The following is a 15291-nucleotide window of genomic DNA, read 5'->3' on the forward strand; positions in this document are numbered from 1 at the left end:
CTTGGACAAAGAGGGAAGGTGCGGCAAAAACACACGATGGCCTTGCAACAATACCAATTTCTTCAACCGCAGATAACACTTTCCTCGAATTATACAACCCGAGGCTGCGATACGGCGGTCCCGCACCTGTCGCAAGGACAGGACCCGGACGGAATCCAGCTCACAGCCCGAACAGCTTCTCGAAGAAGTTCTTCTCGCGGCTGGCGCGTCGCTGCGGGGCGGGCTGGATCCAGGCATTGTCGCCGGTTCCCGCATTGGCGTAGCGCGAATCGGACCCGCCATTCGCCACCGGCACGTCGTCCCGGAACCGCTCGCTGCCCGGAAGCGGCACGGGCTGCTTGTCCTTCAGGGCCACCTTCATGAAATTGTGCCAGACCTCGCTCGGCAGGTTGCCGCCGCTGACCCGCTTGGTGAGCGTGCCGTCGTCGTTGCCGAGCCAGACCCCCGCCACGAGGTTGCCCGTAAAGCCCACGAACCAGGCATCCTTGTAGTCGTCGGTGGTCCCGGTCTTGCCCGCCATGGGCCAGCCGGGAACCTGCGCCGACCGGGCGGTGCCGACCACGAAGGTGTTGTGCATCATCTCGTTCATCATCGCGACCGCGCTGGCGTCGATGACGCGGCCTAGGCCGCCCGCGCCCGGGCGCTTGTAGATCAGCTTGCCGTCCGTCGTCTTCACCTGCGAGATCACGTAGGGCAGGACCCCGGCGCCGCCGTTGGCGAAGGCCGCATAGGCGCTCACCAGCTCGAGCGGCGTCACCTCCGAGGTGCCGAGCGCCAGGGAGCCGTTGGCCTGCAGGGGCGACGAGATCCCGAGCCGCTGGGCGGTCTGCACCACGTTCTTCGGCCCGACCTCCATGTTGAGCTTCACCGCGATGGTGTTGAGGGACAGGGCCAGCGCGTCGCGCAGGGCGATCGGCCCGCGATACTTGCGGTCGTAGTTCTTGGGCGCCCAGCCGCCGAAATTGACCGGTCCGTCCTCGAGAACCATGTCGGGCGTATAGCCCCGCTCCACGGCGGTCAGGTAGACGAAGGGCTTGAAGGACGAGCCCGGCTGCCGGCGCGCGGTGGTGGCCCGGTTGAACTGGCTCGTCTCGTAATTGCGGCCGCCCACCAGGGCCTTGACCGCGCCGTCCGGCTGCAGGGCCACGAAGGCGCCCTGGCTCACGTTGAATTTCTGGCCCTTGGCGTCGAGCTCCTCCACCAGGACGCGCTCGGCGGTCGCCTGCAGGGAGGGTTCGATGGTGGTCGAGACCACGATGTCGGATTCGACGTTGCCGACGAAGTCGTCGAGCACGTCCATCACGTAGTCGGCCGCGTAATTGGCCGAGCCAGCCCCGTTCGCATGAACCGGCTCGGCGGGTGCGCCGAGGGCCGTCTTGGTCATGCCCGGCGTGATGAAGCCGAGCTCGTTCATGGCCGCGATCACCAGCTCCGCGCGGGCCTGAGCGCGCTCGGGATTGCGGTTCGGAGCGAGACGCGATGGCGACTGCACGAGGCCCGCCAGAACGGCCGCCTCCGAGAGCGACACGTTGCGGGCCGACTTGCCGTAATAGCGCTGGGCGGCCGCCTCGACCCCATAGGCGCCGGCGCCGAAATAGACCCGGTTGAGGTAGAGTTCGAGGATCTGGTCCTTCGAGTAGTTGCGCTCCAGCCAGAGCGCCAGGATGGCTTCCTGGATCTTGCGCGAGGCGGTGCGCTCCTGGGTCAGGAAGAGGTTCTTGGCAAGCTGCTGCGTGAGGGTCGAGCCTCCCTGCAGGCCGCCCTTGTGAGCCAGGTTGCGGTAGACCGCCCGGGCGATGCCGGTCGGATCGATGCCGAAATGGTCGTAGAAGCGCCGGTCCTCGATGGCCACGAAGGCCTTGGGCAGGTAGGGCGGCAGCTCCTTCAGCGTGACGGTCCGGCCTCCGGTCTCGCCGCGATTGGCGAGAAGCGAGCCGTCGCTGGCCATGATGGCGATGTTCGGCGGGCGCTTGGGCACCGTGAGCTGATCGATGGGCGGCAGCTGGGATGCGTAATAGGCCACCACGCCGCCGACGCCGATCACCCCCCAGAGGCACAGCACGAGCCCGGCATAGACGAGCTTGCTGAAGAAGGAGCGGCCGCTCTTGCGCTTCGCCTTCCTGGGCCTGGCGCGACGGCGCGGCCCGTCGCCGCCGTTCGAAGAAGCCCGCCTGCGCGCCATCGTTCCCCCTGCCCGATCCTCGGGCGAAAGGCGAAAGTCCAGGCCACCCGCTTCGCCGGCGGGCGCATCGAAGACCGGCTCCCGCCGGTCACGTCCGTTCGCCACCTCTAAAAACCCCGCATCGACATGACCGGTATATCGTCCGGCCTTTCATGCTCTGGAGCACCTTAAATGTGGCGGTTTAAGGGGCGGTTAACGGGGATTAACGCTTCCGCAGCGGAACTGCCGAGTTCGGGCGGCGTTCGCTGGCTGATGAATGCTTACGTCGTCGTGCTGGCAGGGTTCGGGGTGGTGGTGCTGCTCACCGCCTGGCTCCCCATGGTTCTCAAGGAGCTGCCCCTGTCGCTGCCGATCTTCTGCGTCGCACTGGGAGCGCTGATCTTCGCCTTTCCCGAGCTCCCGGGCGTCATGCCGCACCCCGGCGAGGAGCTCGCCATCGTGGAGCATCTCAGCGAATTCGTGGTCATCATCTCGCTCATGGGGGCCGGCCTGAAGATCGACCGTCCGTTCGGCTGGACGCGGTGGCGGCTGACCTGGCGGCTCCTCGGCATCGCCATGCCGCTGACAATCCTGGGCCTCGCCTGGATGGGGCAGCAGATGCTGGGCCTGAGCCTGGCCGCGGCCCTGCTGCTGGCCGGGGCGCTGGCGCCCACCGATCCGGTGCTGGCGAGCGACGTGCAGGTCGGCCCGCCGATGGACCGGGAGGAGGACGAGGTGCGCTTCACCCTCACGTCCGAGGCCGGGCTCAACGACGGCCTCGCCTTTCCCTTCGTGCTGCTCGCCATCGCGCTCACGCAGGAGGCAGGCCCGACGGTCTTCGCGGAGTGGTTCGCGTACGCGGTGGTGTGGAAGATCGCGGCCGGCATCGGCATGGGATACGGGGTCGGACGGGCGCTGGGCTGGCTCACCTTTCACCTGCCGAACCGGGCCAAGCTCTCGCGGACCGGAGCCGGCTTCGTGGCGCTCGGCATCACCTGCGTGGCCTATGGCCTGACCGAGATGGTGCGGGGCTACGGGTTTCTCGCGGTGTTCGTGGCGGCGCTGGCCCTGCGCGCCACGGAGCCGGAGCACGACTATCATCAGAAGCTGCACGACTTCGCCGAGGAGCTCGAGCGTCTCATGATGATGGTGCTGCTCGTCCTGTTCGGCGGGGCGATGACGGGAGGCGATCTGTTCGACGCGCTCACATGGGAGGCCGCCGCCTTCGGCCTTCTGGCGCTGTTCGTCGTCCGTCCTCTCGCCGGCTGGATCGGACTCGTCGGCACCGATCCACCGGCGGGCGAAAGGGCTGCCATCAGCTTCTTCGGCATCCGCGGGATCGGCTCGGTCTATTACCTCGCCTACGCCATGGGCCATGCGCGGTTCGATGACGGTCACCTTCTGTGGAGCACGGCCGGGTTCATCATCCTGGTCTCCATCGTGCTCCACGGCATCACCGTCACGCCGACCATGCGGCGGCTCGATCTGCGGCGCAAGCTCGCGCAGCGAACGGCCGCGAGAGCCTAAGGCAGGCCCTGATCGCCGCGAGGGCTATTCGGCCGCCAGCGGCAGCTCGCCGGTCTCCGGATCGGCCCGGGCGAGATCGTGGATGCGGCGCAGATCGTTCAGGAACGCCTCATAGGCCTCCCGCTTCGTCGCCTCGTCGGGGAGGCGCAGCAGGTACGAGGGATGCACGGTGACATAGCCCTCGTAGGGCCCGAGCCGCGCCCGTCCGCGCGAGCGGGTGATCGGGGTCGCCTTCCCGGTGAGCGCCAGCAGGGCGGTCGCGCCGAGCGCCACCACGAGCTTCGGCTTCACCAGCTCAAGCTCCTTCATCAGCCAGGGCCGGTAATGCTTGACCTCGCCGGCCGTGGGCTTGGCGTGGATGCGCCGGTGGCCGCGCTGCTCGAATTTGAAGTGCTTCACCGCGTTGGTGAGATAGGCCTGCTCGCGGTCGATCCCGGCCTCCGTCATGGCCTTGCCCAGGAGCTTGCCTGCGGGTCCCACGAAGGGACGTCCCTGCAGGTCCTCCTGATCGCCCGGCTGCTCGCCGACGAAGACGATCTCCGCATGGGCCGGTCCTTCGCCGAACACGGCCTGGGTGGCGCCGGGCACGAGCGGCCCCGCCTTGGCGATGATGGCGTTGAGCTCCGCCAGGGTCTTCGGCTCCTGATCCCACATGGCCTCAAGAGCGCGCTCGGGGGTGCGTTTGGTGGGCATCGTGGCCTCCTGTTCGATCATCCGTTCAACGCGCCGCGAGGCAGTTTGGATCAGGCCGGGAATCGCCGCGGTCTCGGGCATGTTGCGCCAGTACTTCTTCGGCATCTCGGCCCGCATGGCGGTCGGGTTGACCCGGGCCGGGTTGAACACGCTCTCGTAATAGCCGCGCCAGCCCTCCTCGAAGCTGTCCTCGGCCGGCGCGTCCTCGCGCTGCCCCGGCGGGCCGAAGGTCAGCGCGGCGCGATCCCACCGCACGGACCCGATGGGCGTGAGAATCGTCCAGTCCATGGAGCGGAAGCGGTCGACGAAGAAGGGCGCGGCCGCCTCCAGAATGAAGTGCTCGGGTTCGAACCAGGCGGCGAAGCGCTCTACAGCATCGGACCCAAAAGTGGGTTCCATCTTTGGGATCAATCCGATGCTTCTTTCCTCAAGCTGCGCATCGTTGGGCGCGGAGAACCGGGACCACTTCTCCGCACGATGCGCAGGATCCCCGCCGTCCATCCGCCGGAAGCGCACGAAGGCGTGCATCTTGTGCAGGTCGCGCCGCACGGAGCGCGCCATCAGGTCGATCCGGTGGACCAGGGGGTCGCTGGCGATCTCCAGCAGGTCGCGCTCGCCGTTGAGCACCCGCCAGACGAGCTGGTAGAGCAGGGCGTAACGTTCCGGATCCGTGTGGCAGACCACGGGTTCGATGAGCCGCGCCACGCCCTTGGGGATCGAGATCGCCGGCGCATCGCCCGCGACGTCCTGGCCGAACAGGGCCGGGGCCTCGTCGGCCCCGAAGACGACGTGCTGCGGCGCCAGCTCCTCGGCGACGAGCCAGCGAACCGCGCGGCGGAAGCCGTCGAGGTCGGCGCCAGCCTTGAGGGTGATGCGGTGCAGGCTCATCCGAACAGGCTCAGCTGCTCCGGCTTCTCGATCAGCCGCTCGCGCAGGTCGAGGGTATCGAGTCTGGCTTTCGGATGATGGTCGGCCGTGATGAGGAACGGCTTGGCGCGCTTGAGACCCGAGGTAAGGCGGGCGACATCCTCCAGGCGCAGGGTCGTGTGCTTGCGGGCCACCACGATCTTGTCGACCGCCCGGGCGCCGAGGCCCGGCACGCGCAGCAGCATCTCGCGGTCGGCCCGGTTCACGTCGACGGGAAAGCGATGGCGGTTCTTCAGCGCCCAGGCGAGCTTCGGATCCACGTCGAGGTCGAGCATGCCCTTCTCGCCCCCGGACGCGATCTCGTCCACGTCGAAGCCGTAATAGCGCAGCAGCCAATCGGCCTGGTACAGTCTGCTCTCGCGCATGAGCGGCGGCGATTTCAGCGGCAGGATGGCGCTCGAATCCGGAATCGGGCTGAAGGCGGAATAATAGACGCGCTTCATGTCGTAATGGCCGTAGAGCTTGGCCGAGGTGCGCAGCACGTCCGCGTCCGTGGTCTCGTCCGCGCCGACGATCATCTGGGTGGTCTGGCCCGCCGGCGAGAAGTGTCGGCGCTCCTCGCGGGCCTCCTCGATGCGCTCGAACATCTGCGCCATGGCGGTCTCGATGGAGGCGCCGTCCTTCTCGGGCGCCAGGCGCTCCAGGCTCCTTTCCGTCGGCAGCTCGAGGTTGATCGACAGGCGGTCGGCCCACAGGCCCGCCTCCTCGATCAGCCAGGGGCTCGCCTCGGGGATGGTCTTCAGGTGGATGTAGCCGCGAAAGCCGTGGTCGCGCCGCAGCTTCTTGGCCACGAGCAGCATCTGCTCCATGGTGTAGTCGGGCGAGCGGATGATGCCCGACGACAGGAACAGGCCCTCGATATAGTTGCGCTTGTAGAACTCGACGGTGAGCGTCACCACCTCGTCGACGGAGAATTTCGCCCGCTTCACGTTCGACGAGCGCCGGTTCACGCAATAGGCGCAGTCGAACAGGCAGTAATTGGTGAGCAGGATCTTGAGCAGCGACACGCAGCGCCCGTCCGGCGTGTAGGCGTGGCAGATGCCGCTCCCCTCGGTCGAGCCGAGACCTCCCGCGTCCGCCTTGCGCTTGGGCGCACCGGAGGAGGAGCAGGAGGCGTCGTATTTGGCCGCGTCCGCCAGGATGCGCAGCTTCTTCGAAAGCTTCTCGTCCATGGTCTTCCAGCAGAATTGTTCGTGTTTTGTTCTAGCACAGTCGCGGCGGGAAGGCGAGACCCGGGAGAGGGGGGCGGGAGGTCGCATCGCCGGAGGGCCCGTGCGCCGAAACTCGGCCTGGAGCGGTGGACGGGAACGGACCGCCACGGGCCCGTCAGGACCATGAACCCCAGAAAACGGATCGTTCAGGCGCCGGTCCGCGTTGATCGTGTAGGTTGATGAAGCCGGACCGAACGTCTTCAGAATGGATCCGGCCAGAGGAGGTTACGATGCGTCTGTCCCATCTCGGAGCGCTGGTCGCTCTCGGATCCCTGCTTGCCTCTCCGGTTCTCGCGCAGACGGCCGCCCCCGGGGCCGCCTCTCCCGGCCCGGCGGCAAAGCCGCCGGTGACCGCCCCCGCGCCGGCCGCGGCGAAACCGATGCCCAATACGACAGCCGCCACGAGCGCCCTGATCGACATCAATACGGCGCCCAAGGATCAGCTCGACAAGCTGCCCCAGATCGGCGAGGCCCGGGCGGAGGCCATCATCAAGGGACGTCCCTACCGGGCCAAGAACGAGCTCGTGGACAAGAAGATCATCCCGCAGAACGCCTATGATGCGATCAAGGATCGGATCATCGCGCACCAGAAATCGTAAGCAGCCGAAAAAAGGGGCCCGCCGGGCCCCTTTCTCGTTCTGTGGCCGAACTTAGCGGCTGTACTTGAACTCCGGCGCAGCCTTCAGCTGGTCCTTGGTCATGTCCAGCATGGCATGATCGGGAGCCGACCGGTTCGCGTTGGCATTGGCCGCATTGGCGTTCGACGCGGTGGAGCTCGCGGTCGAACCGGTGGTGGCCGGCGCGGTCGTGGTCGTGCCGGCCGTTGTACCGGCGTTGTTGCCGCTCATGCCGGCCGTTCCGGTCGTAGTGTTCGAGGCCGTCGCATTGGCGCGCGGCTCGTTGACGAACTTGATCTGGTCGAAGGGGACGGCCACGTCGTGTTCGCCCATGCCGAGGAACCCGCCGACGCCGACGACGACAGCCTGGATCTTGCCGCTCTGATCCACGAGAATCTCGCTGATGTCGCCGACCTTCTCGTTGTTGTTGTTGTAAACGTCCAAGCCCTCAAGCTTGGAGGCGCGCCATTGTCCCGGCTGTTCCTGGGTCATCCAGTTGCCCGAGGACATGGACGACGCCGCGGCGCTCGGGCTTGCCGATGAGCTGGACGGCTGGGTCTGGGCAAGGGCCGGGGCCGATGCCAGGGCCGTTCCGAGGAGCGCCAGCACAAGATGCTTCGAAGCCATGAATTCCTCCTGATTTATCCGTGACGCACAGTCACTTCTCCCCTCTCAACGGCGAAGTTGATGATTGGTTCTGTCCGGACAATGGGCAGTCTCCCAGGTTCTGCTCAACGCCTGTGCAAAGGGCATCAAGGAAGCACTTGCGCCTGTCGTGAATGCCCCTAGACTTGGCCACGCCTCCCTGCCGAACGCCCGAAACGGACTGCATGATCCGCACTTTTCTCGACGGTCTCTACCGCGTCTCAGGTTACCTCGCGGGCCTGTTCCTCCTCGTCATCTTCCTGCTGATGATGGGCCTCTCTCTGGGGCGGGGCATCGGCGTCAACATCCCGGCCGGCGACGATCTCGCCTCCTGGTCCATGGCCGCGATGGCGTTCCTGGGCCTCGCCCATACCTTCCGCTCCGGCGAGATGATCCGGGTCGGCCTTCTCACGGACCGCGTGCGCGGCCCGGCCCGCTGGTGGCTCGAGATGTTCTCGCTGGTGATCGGCCTCGGCTTCGTGGGCTTCTTCGCCTGGCACGCGGTCGTGCTCACCTATGACAGCTGGCGCTTCAACGACATGGCGCAGGGCGTGCTGGCGATCCCGCTCTGGATCCCGCAGGTCGGCTATGCGGCCGGTCTCGTGATCCTGTTCATCGCCTTCCTCGACGAGTTCGTCCACGTGCTGCGCGGCGGCGATCCGCGCTACGAGAAGCCACCCGCCACCACGGCCGAAGAAGTGGTCGAGCGCGCGATCCAGAGCGGAGTATAAGGCGTCATGGAACTCATCGAGATCTCGGGGCTGCTGCTCCTGCTGCTCGCCGTGCTGCTCGCCGGCGGCGTCTGGATCGCCATCGCGCTGATGGCCTGCGGCTGGGTCGGGATGCAGTTCGTAGGCGGGGGCATTCCGGCGGGCTCGGTGCTCGCCACCACGATCTGGGGCAATTCCGCCTCATGGACGCTGGCGGCGCTTCCGCTCTTCATCTGGATGGGCGAGATCCTGTTCCGGACGAAACTGTCCGAGGAGATGTTCCGCGGTCTCGCGCCCTGGCTCAACTGGCTGCCGGGACGGCTCATGCACGTGAACGTGCTCGCCTGCGGGATCTTCGGGTCGGTCTCCGGCTCGTCCGCCGCCACCTGCGCGACGGTGGCCAAGATCGCCCTGCCCGAGCTGAAGAAGCGCGGCTATGACGACATGGTGAGCCTCGGGAGCCTGGCCGGCGCCGGGACGCTCGGGATCCTCATCCCGCCTTCGATCACCATGGTGGTCTATGCGGTGGCGGCCAACGTGTCGATCATCCAGATCTTCCTCGCGGGCTTCCTGCCGGGATTGCTCGTGATGGCGCTCTATTCCGGCTATATCGCCGTGTGGTCGCTCGCCAACCCGCAGAAGTCTCCGCCGCCCGAGCCCAGGATGAGCTTTCGCGAGAAGCTGAAGGAATCGACCAATCTCATCCCGGTCGCGCTCCTGATTGCCCTCGTCTTCCTCACCCTGCTGCTCGGCTGGGCGACCGCGACGGAATGCGCCGCCTGGGGCGTGCTCGGCTCGCTGGCGATCGCCTGGTGGTCGGGCTCCCTGTCCTGGGACTCGTTCTGGGCCAGCGTGATGGGAACGACGCGCATCACCTGCATGATCATGCTGATCCTGGCCGGCGCCTCCTTCATGTCGACGTCCATGGCCTATACGGGCATTCCCCAGGCGCTCGCCTCCTGGGTCGACGGCCTGCACCTCTCGCCCTACGCGCTCATCGCGGCCCTCACGGTCATGTACATCCTGCTCGGCACGGCGCTCGACGGCATCTCGATGATCGTGCTCACCACCGCGGTGGTGATCCCGATGGTGAAGACCGCGGGCTTCGACCTGATCTGGTTCGGCATCTTCCTCATTCTCGTGGTCGAGATGGCCGAGGTCTCGCCGCCGGTCGGCTTCAACCTCTTCGTGCTGCAGACCATGTCGGGCAAGGATTCGAACACGGTGGCGCTGGCCTCGCTGCCGTTCTTCTTCCTGCTCGTCGCGGCGGTCGCGATCATCACGGTGTTTCCGAGCATCGTGATGGTGCTGCCGCAGATGGCTTTCCCGGATTAAACCCGTTCACACAAAACCAGAGGGAGACGAACGATGAGACACATGACGCGCTTCGGCTTGAGCCTCGCGGGAGCCCTGCTCATGGCAGCGCCCGCCCTGGCCCAGACCAAGTGGAACCTGCCGGCCGCCTATCCGCCGGACAATTTCCACACTGAGAACCTCAACGCCTTCGCCAAGGACGTGGCCGACGCGACCGGCGGCAAGCTGCAGGTCACCGTCCATGCGAACGCCTCGCTCTTCAAGGCGCCGGAGATCAAGCGCGCGGTGCAGACCGGACAGGCCCAGGCCGGCGAGGTGCTGATGTCCCTGCACGAGAACGAGGATCCGGTCTACGGTCTCGACGTGGTGCCGTTCCTCGCCACCTCGTTCGACCAGGCGAAGAAGCTCTGGGACGTGCAGAAGCCGGCCATCGAGAAGAAGTTCGCGAGCCAGGGCCTGATGCTGCTGTTCGCGGTGCCGTGGCCCCCGCAGGGGATCTTCGCCAAGAAGGACATCAACACCGTCGAGGATCTCAAAGGGGTGAAGTGGCGCTCCTACAATCCCGGCACCGCGCGCATCGCCGAGCTCGTCGGCGCGCAGCCGGTCACCGTCCAGGCGGCGGACCTGCCGCAGGCGCTCGCCACCGGGGTGGTCAACACCTTCATGACCTCCGGCGCCACGGGCTACGATTCAAAGGTGTGGGAATCGCTCTCGCACTTCTACGACACGCAGGCCTGGATCCCGAAGAACCTGACCTTCGTCAACAAGGCGGCCTTCGACGCCCTCGACAAGCCGACCCAGGAGGCCGTTCTGAAGGCCGCCAGGACCGCCGAGGAGCGCGGCTGGAAGACCGCTCAGGAAAAGACCAAGTGGTATGTCGACCAGATGACCGCGAAGGGCATGAAGGTGCAGCCCCCGAGCCCCGAGCTCAAGGCGGGCCTGCAGAAGGTCGGCGAGCAGCTGACGCAGGACTGGCTGAAGAAGGCCGGCCCCGACGGGCAGGCCGTCATCGACAGCTACAAGAAGGCCGCCATGTAGGCTTGGTTTTCCTGCCACGTCATCCCCGGGCTTGTCCCGGGGATCCCGATACAGAAAAGCGCAGCGCCTCATTCGACCGTCATCACCGGCACGAGGCCGGTGATGACGGTCGGAGGACTCAGGCCAGCGTGAATTCCATGGTGATCTCGGCGTTGAGCACCTTGGAGACCGGGCAGTTCTTCTCCGCCGCGCGGGCGAGCTCCTCGAACTTGGCCCGGTCGATGCCCGGCACGTTGGCGTTGAGCGTCAGGGCCGATTTCCTGATCGCGAAGCCGCTGCCCTCCTGCTCGAGGGAGACGACCGCCTCCGTGGCAAGCTCGGTCGGCGTGAAGCCGGCGCCCTGGAGCTGGAAGGCGAGCGCCATGGTGAAGCAGCCGGCATGGGCGGCGGCGATCAGCTCCTCCGGGTTCGTGCCCTTCTCGTTCTCGAACCGGGTCTTGAAGGAATACGGCGTCGAGGACAGAACGCCGGAATCGGACGTGAGATGGCCGCTGCCCTCCTTGCCCGTGCCCTGCCAAACAGCTCTTGCCTTGCGGTTCATCACGATCTCCTTTTGTGGATAGGCTTGGTGATCTAGGACAGGTCGTGCCAGGCTCCAGAGGCTCCATCCCGTTCGGATCGCAGGTGTGTGATGTCGATTCCCTTGCAGGCCCGCCTGCGTCCGAGGCTGCTCGGCTCCGCCCTCGCGACGCTCCTGGTCTTCATGCTCCTGCCATCGTCCTGGCCGGTGAATTCCCGGATGCTCGTGGCCTGGGACATCGGGGTGGCGTGCTATCTCCTTCTCGCCTGGACCATGGCCCTGCGCTCCTCCACGACCCAGATGCAGGAGCGCGCCGCCCAGGAGGACGAGAGCGCCGTCGTCGTGCTCGTCCTGACGCTCGCCGCCTCGGTGGCGAGCCTCGCGGCCATCGCGGTCGAACTGACCAACATCCAGGCGACCCCGGCCGATCGGCAGGGCTTCCACCTGACCATCGCGGGCCTCACCATTCTGTGCTCGTGGTTTTTCGTGCACACGATCTACGCCATCCACTACGCGCATGAATATTACGGCGACAAGGGCGAGAGGCGGGGCTTGGCCTTTCCCCACGAGGACCGGCCCGATTACTGGGACTGCCTGTATTTCTCGTTCAACCTGGGCGCGGCGGCGCAGACCTCCGACGTGGTCATCGTGTCCCGGCGCATGCGCCGCCTGGTGCTGGCCCATACGATCCTGTCGTTCCTGTTCAACACGACCATCCTGGCCCTGGCGGTGAACGTGGGGGCCGGCTTGCTGTAGGCCATGCCCGCTTCCGGGCCGGGCCCGGCGTGCCGAACGCGCGGGGCCTTGCGGGACCGGGGCCGTTATGCAGAGATCGCAGGAAGGGTCCCGACACGATCGAACCGATGCACACTGCCTCCTCAGCGTCCCCCTCCATCCCGACCCTTGAGACAGAGCGCCTCGTGCTGCGCGGCCACAGGGTCGACGACCTCGCCGATTGCCTCGCCCTCTGGAGCGATCCGGAGATCACGCGCTTCATCGGCGGCAAGCCATCGACGCAGGAGGAGGTCTGGTCCCGGCTGGTGCGCTATGTCGGCCATTGGGCCCTGTTGGGCTTCGGCTACTGGGCCGTGACCGAGAAGGCAGGCGGCCGTTTCATGGGCGAGGTCGGCTTCGCGGATTTCCGGCGCGTGATCGAGCCGTCCCTGGAGGGCGTTCCGGAGATCGGCTGGGTGATCGCGCCGCACGGCCACGGCAAGGGCTACGCGACCGAGGCCGCACGCGCCGCGATCGCCTGGGGCGAGGGGCATTTCGGTCCCGTGCGCACGGCCTGCATCATCGCACCGGAGAACGAGCCGTCGATCCGGGTGGCGGAGAAATGCGGCTACCGGGAATTTCGCCGCACGACCTACAAGGACAAGCCGACCATCATGTTCGTGCGCTAGAGCGCCGGACCCAGAAACGGACCCCCTTTTGGAATCAGGTCCGATGCTCCTGCCTCTTGGAGGAGCGCATCGTTCGAGCAGCCCTCCGGGTCCGCGCGATGCGCCAGGGCAGGGCGCCTCGCCTCACGGTTCAAGCCGCCTCGCCCGCGAAGGCGGGGCCCGACAGCCTCTCCGCATGGGCCCGGATATCCTTCGGCCACAGCCGGATCAGGGCCATGAACAGGGCCCGGTCGCCGGCAAAGAGGGCGCGCGAGGCTTCCTCGAAAGCGGCTTCGTTGCCCGCCAGGGTCGCCATGAAGCGGTAGAGCGCCTCCCGGGCCTGCCGGACGCGGTCCTGGCCTTCGCTGCCCCGCCGCGCTTCCTCGACCAGCTTGCGCAGGGCGACCGATGCACCGCCCGGCTGGCCGTTGAGCCAGTCCCAGTGCCGCGGCAGCAGGGTCACCTCCCGGGCGACGACCCCGAGCCTGGGCCGGCCCGGACCGCGGGGCTCGGACGGGCCCGGACCGGTGCCGGATTCGGCGCTCAGCCGGTCTCGCACATCCTCGGGGGTGCCCCGGAAATCCACCTCCACGACCCGGCAGGTCTCATCGTCAAGAATGATGACGGGCTCCGTCTCGCCGCTGTCCAGCGCCGTCTTGGTCGCTTCGGCGACGGCGAGGAGCGGGCCTGACCGGATCAGGCGCGGGCCGGCAAAGGCCGTATAGGTCTTGAGGGATTCACCCATGATGTCCTCGTCTGTCGCAGACCCGAGGTTTTACCCGGATGAAATCCACCCGTCAATATACCCGGGTAAAATCTTGGGTGCTATGATTCACCGGGATCGTCCCGGTCTCCATCGACGATGCCGCGCGCCACGTCGAAGCGGAACCCTGCTCGCGCCATGGCGGCGAGATCCTTGTCCCGATAGGGCGCCCGCTCTCCCGGCCGGAACGGCCCGAGCCTGCGGCGGCGGGCGAAGGCGCGGGCCGCCTGCTCCTCGTCGCCCTCCTCGCCCTCCAGGGCCGCCGCGATGGCGGTGCGGTCGACGCCCTTGGCGGAGAGCTTGGCCTGGATCGCCCGGGCCGAGCCGCCCCGGCGGCGCAGGGAGGCGACGCGGGCCTCGGCGTAGCGGGTATCGTCGATGAGGCCGCTCCTCAGGCTCTTGGCCACCACCTCGTCGATCATGTCGTGAAACTCGGCCGGGTCCTCGCCGCGCAGGCGGCAGCGCTTGTCGACCTTGCGCCGCAGGACGCGGCGCAGGTTCTCGGCCGAGGAGGCATAGCGCTCGAGATAGGCCAGCGCCGCGCGCTGGAGATAGGCCGGCGTCACCTTCCGGGGCGGCTTGCGGACCGGTTTCGGATCGTCGGTCATTCCGGCTTGGCATCCGCGGGGGGCGAGGCCTCGCCGGGCTTCTCCACCTGGCCGCGCCGCTGCAATTGCAGGGCCACGAACCAGCACAGGGACGCCCAGGCCGCGCCAACCGCCCATCCGGCCAGGACGTCGCTCGGCCAGTGCACGCCGAGATAGACGCGGCTCATTCCCACGAGCAGGGTCGTCAGGATCGCCAGCCCCATGATGAACGCGCTGACGCGCCGGCTCTTCTCGATCCGGGCGAGCAGGGCGCCCAAGGTCAGATAGGTGATCGCCGACATCATCGCGTGGCCACTCGGGAAGCTCGCCGTGTAGACCCGCGTCGCGTGGGGCACCAGATCCGGCCGGGGCCGCTCAAACCCGAGCTTGAGGCCCGTGGAGAGGAGCGTGCCCCCGACGATGGCGGCCAGGACCAGGAGGGCCGCGCCGCGCTTGCCCGCCATGAGCAGATACGCGACCGCCGCCAGGGTGAGGAGCGTCAGGATCGCGTAGCCGCCGAGGCCGGTGATGTCCCGGGCCGATTCCTCCAGCCAGGAGGGTCCGAGCGGGTTGGCCGGGTTCTGCGGATCGCGCAGGGCCAGCAGGAGCCGGCTGTCGAGGGCATGGGTTTCCCCCTCGCGCACCTCGTCCGCCAGCGCGATGAAGGCCCAGGCGAAGAACCCGCAGGCGGACATGGACAGCAGAGGGCCGACCTCGTTCAGGCGCAGGCGAAGCCAAAGGCGGGTGGCGGGAGCAAGAAGCGTGTGCATGGCCTCCTGAAATAGGCTTCTGGCGGGCATCTGGCGAGGGGCGAGGATGCGACGGACCGGATCGGCGTCCGGCCGAGGCCAGGGCGGCCACCCGTCGCGTCGCGTCCGGTGCCTCCGGGTCACGGCATCCATCGTCAGGGCCGGCCCGTCCCGACCAGCCCGCTCCCGCACCCTCCGCTCGTCTCGCCACCTTCCGTCCGTCATTCCACCCTCGACGTCATGGCCGGGCTTGTCCCAGCCATCCCGCTCATGTGAAGCGCCGTGCCTTATGGATCGGGATCACCGGCCCAGGGCCGGTGATGACGTGGGAGTGGTGGACAGGTGTGGGTGCGACCATGTTCTCACTTTGTTCTTGACAGGAGTGCCAAGCTAAGCTATATCGTTGGACAGATCGGTTCCTTCGAGGGGCGCGCTCGCGAGGCGTCG

The 15291-nt window shown here is 67.2% G+C and carries 15 protein-coding genes; 7 read left to right on the forward strand and 8 right to left on the reverse strand.

Going from position 1 to position 15291, the window contains the following annotated elements; translation table 11 throughout:
• Nucleotides 1-160 precede the first annotated feature (160 nt).
• On the reverse strand, nucleotides 161-2287 hold the full coding sequence (locus tag KBI52_RS05700) for a transglycosylase domain-containing protein (RefSeq protein WP_210806001.1): 2127 nt from the start codon (nucleotides 2285-2287) through the stop codon (nucleotides 161-163).
• Nucleotides 2288-2434: 147 nt separating this feature from the next.
• Between KBI52_RS05700 and KBI52_RS05705 the strand changes: the two genes are divergently transcribed.
• Nucleotides 2435-3688 (forward strand): sodium:proton antiporter, encoded by a 1254-nt coding sequence (locus KBI52_RS05705; protein WP_210806003.1) that lies wholly within the window; start codon nucleotides 2435-2437, stop codon nucleotides 3686-3688.
• Between the two features lie 24 nt (nucleotides 3689-3712).
• On the opposite strand, the gene KBI52_RS05710 is transcribed toward KBI52_RS05705, so the two are convergent.
• Together KBI52_RS05710 and KBI52_RS05715 are read right to left on the reverse strand one after the other, a co-directional pair.
• Nucleotides 3713-5269 carry a UdgX family uracil-DNA binding protein gene (locus KBI52_RS05710; protein ID WP_210806005.1) on the reverse strand — a complete coding sequence of 519 codons (1557 nt, stop codon included), beginning with the start codon at nucleotides 5267-5269 and terminating at the stop codon, nucleotides 3713-3715.
• Nucleotides 5266-6480, reverse strand: coding sequence for a putative DNA modification/repair radical SAM protein (locus KBI52_RS05715; protein ID WP_210806007.1), 1215 nt, complete (start codon nucleotides 6478-6480; stop codon nucleotides 5266-5268). Before KBI52_RS05715 ends, KBI52_RS05710 begins: the two co-directional genes overlap by 4 nt.
• Before the next feature lie 269 nt (nucleotides 6481-6749).
• Between KBI52_RS05715 and KBI52_RS05720 the strand changes: the two genes are divergently transcribed.
• Entirely contained in the window at nucleotides 6750-7118 is a 369-nt protein-coding gene (locus KBI52_RS05720; protein ID WP_173947076.1) for a helix-hairpin-helix domain-containing protein, read from the forward strand.
• A gap of 51 nt (nucleotides 7119-7169) precedes the next feature.
• On the opposite strand, the gene KBI52_RS05725 is transcribed toward KBI52_RS05720, so the two are convergent.
• Nucleotides 7170-7763, reverse strand: coding sequence for a PRC-barrel domain-containing protein (locus tag KBI52_RS05725; protein WP_210806009.1), 594 nt, complete (start codon nucleotides 7761-7763; stop codon nucleotides 7170-7172).
• Between the two features lie 203 nt (nucleotides 7764-7966).
• Here KBI52_RS05725 and KBI52_RS05730 point away from each other — a divergent pair, with 203 nt between their 5' ends.
• From KBI52_RS05730 to KBI52_RS05740, 3 genes are read left to right on the forward strand one after another with little or no spacing between them, the layout of a single operon-like run.
• Nucleotides 7967-8512, forward strand: a complete 546-nt coding sequence (locus KBI52_RS05730; RefSeq protein ID WP_173947078.1) for a TRAP transporter small permease — start codon at nucleotides 7967-7969, stop codon at nucleotides 8510-8512.
• 6 nt (nucleotides 8513-8518) lie between these two features.
• Entirely contained in the window at nucleotides 8519-9826 is a 1308-nt protein-coding gene (locus tag KBI52_RS05735) for a TRAP transporter large permease (protein ID WP_173947079.1), read from the forward strand.
• 33 nt (nucleotides 9827-9859) lie between these two features.
• Nucleotides 9860-10843, forward strand: a complete 984-nt coding sequence (locus tag KBI52_RS05740; RefSeq protein ID WP_173947080.1) for a TRAP transporter substrate-binding protein — start codon at nucleotides 9860-9862, stop codon at nucleotides 10841-10843.
• 118 nt (nucleotides 10844-10961) lie between these two features.
• Here KBI52_RS05740 and KBI52_RS05745 read toward each other — a convergent pair whose 3' ends face one another.
• The gene (locus KBI52_RS05745; protein WP_173947081.1) at nucleotides 10962-11384 is read right to left on the reverse strand and encodes an OsmC family protein; all 423 of its coding nucleotides are present in this window, start codon (nucleotides 11382-11384) and stop codon (nucleotides 10962-10964) included.
• 90 nt (nucleotides 11385-11474) lie between these two features.
• Between KBI52_RS05745 and KBI52_RS05750 the strand changes: the two genes are divergently transcribed.
• Entirely contained in the window at nucleotides 11475-12119 is a 645-nt protein-coding gene (locus KBI52_RS05750) for a DUF1345 domain-containing protein (protein ID WP_173947082.1), read from the forward strand.
• A gap of 107 nt (nucleotides 12120-12226) precedes the next feature.
• Nucleotides 12227-12766 (forward strand): GNAT family N-acetyltransferase, encoded by a 540-nt coding sequence (locus KBI52_RS05755; protein WP_173947083.1) that lies wholly within the window; start codon nucleotides 12227-12229, stop codon nucleotides 12764-12766.
• A gap of 130 nt (nucleotides 12767-12896) precedes the next feature.
• On the opposite strand, the gene KBI52_RS05760 is transcribed toward KBI52_RS05755, so the two are convergent.
• The 3 genes from KBI52_RS05760 to KBI52_RS05770 form a co-directional block, all read right to left on the reverse strand.
• Nucleotides 12897-13490, reverse strand: coding sequence for a DUF2239 family protein (locus tag KBI52_RS05760; protein WP_210806011.1), 594 nt, complete (start codon nucleotides 13488-13490; stop codon nucleotides 12897-12899).
• 80 nt (nucleotides 13491-13570) lie between these two features.
• A complete protein-coding gene (locus tag KBI52_RS05765) occupies nucleotides 13571-14116 on the reverse strand; it encodes a regulatory protein RecX (protein WP_173947085.1) in 546 nt (181 codons plus the stop codon).
• Complete coding sequence (locus KBI52_RS05770; RefSeq protein ID WP_173947086.1) at nucleotides 14113-14865, reverse strand: phosphatase PAP2 family protein; 753 nt, start codon at nucleotides 14863-14865, stop codon at nucleotides 14113-14115. Before KBI52_RS05770 ends, KBI52_RS05765 begins: the two co-directional genes overlap by 4 nt.
• Nucleotides 14866-15291: the final 426 nt, after the last annotated feature.

The sequence above is a fragment of the Microvirga sp. HBU67558 genome, assembly GCF_018069605.1.
In the GTDB taxonomy this organism is placed as follows: Bacteria; Pseudomonadota; Alphaproteobacteria; order Rhizobiales; family Beijerinckiaceae; genus Microvirga; species Microvirga terrae.

Coding starts and splice junctions, on each gene's coding strand:
- KBI52_RS05730 (WP_173947078.1), top strand. CDS start 7,967: ATGATCCGCACTTTTCTCGACGGTCTCTACCGCGTCTCAGGTTACCTC.
- KBI52_RS05720 (WP_173947076.1), top strand. CDS start 6,750: ATGCGTCTGTCCCATCTCGGAGCGCTGGTCGCTCTCGGATCCCTGCTT.
- KBI52_RS05740 (WP_173947080.1), top strand. CDS start 9,860: ATGAGACACATGACGCGCTTCGGCTTGAGCCTCGCGGGAGCCCTGCTC.
- KBI52_RS05735 (WP_173947079.1), top strand. CDS start 8,519: ATGGAACTCATCGAGATCTCGGGGCTGCTGCTCCTGCTGCTCGCCGTG.
- KBI52_RS05715 (WP_210806007.1), bottom strand. CDS start 6,480: ATGGACGAGAAGCTTTCGAAGAAGCTGCGCATCCTGGCGGACGCGGCC.
- KBI52_RS05760 (WP_210806011.1), bottom strand. CDS start 13,490: ATGGGTGAATCCCTCAAGACCTATACGGCCTTTGCCGGCCCGCGCCTG.
- KBI52_RS05750 (WP_173947082.1), top strand. CDS start 11,475: ATGTCGATTCCCTTGCAGGCCCGCCTGCGTCCGAGGCTGCTCGGCTCC.
- KBI52_RS05710 (WP_210806005.1), bottom strand. CDS start 5,269: ATGAGCCTGCACCGCATCACCCTCAAGGCTGGCGCCGACCTCGACGGC.
- KBI52_RS05705 (WP_210806003.1), top strand. CDS start 2,435: ATGAATGCTTACGTCGTCGTGCTGGCAGGGTTCGGGGTGGTGGTGCTG.
- KBI52_RS05770 (WP_173947086.1), bottom strand. CDS start 14,865: ATGCACACGCTTCTTGCTCCCGCCACCCGCCTTTGGCTTCGCCTGCGC.
- KBI52_RS05725 (WP_210806009.1), bottom strand. CDS start 7,763: ATGGCTTCGAAGCATCTTGTGCTGGCGCTCCTCGGAACGGCCCTGGCA.
- KBI52_RS05765 (WP_173947085.1), bottom strand. CDS start 14,116: ATGACCGACGATCCGAAACCGGTCCGCAAGCCGCCCCGGAAGGTGACG.
- KBI52_RS05755 (WP_173947083.1), top strand. CDS start 12,227: ATGCACACTGCCTCCTCAGCGTCCCCCTCCATCCCGACCCTTGAGACA.
- KBI52_RS05745 (WP_173947081.1), bottom strand. CDS start 11,384: ATGAACCGCAAGGCAAGAGCTGTTTGGCAGGGCACGGGCAAGGAGGGC.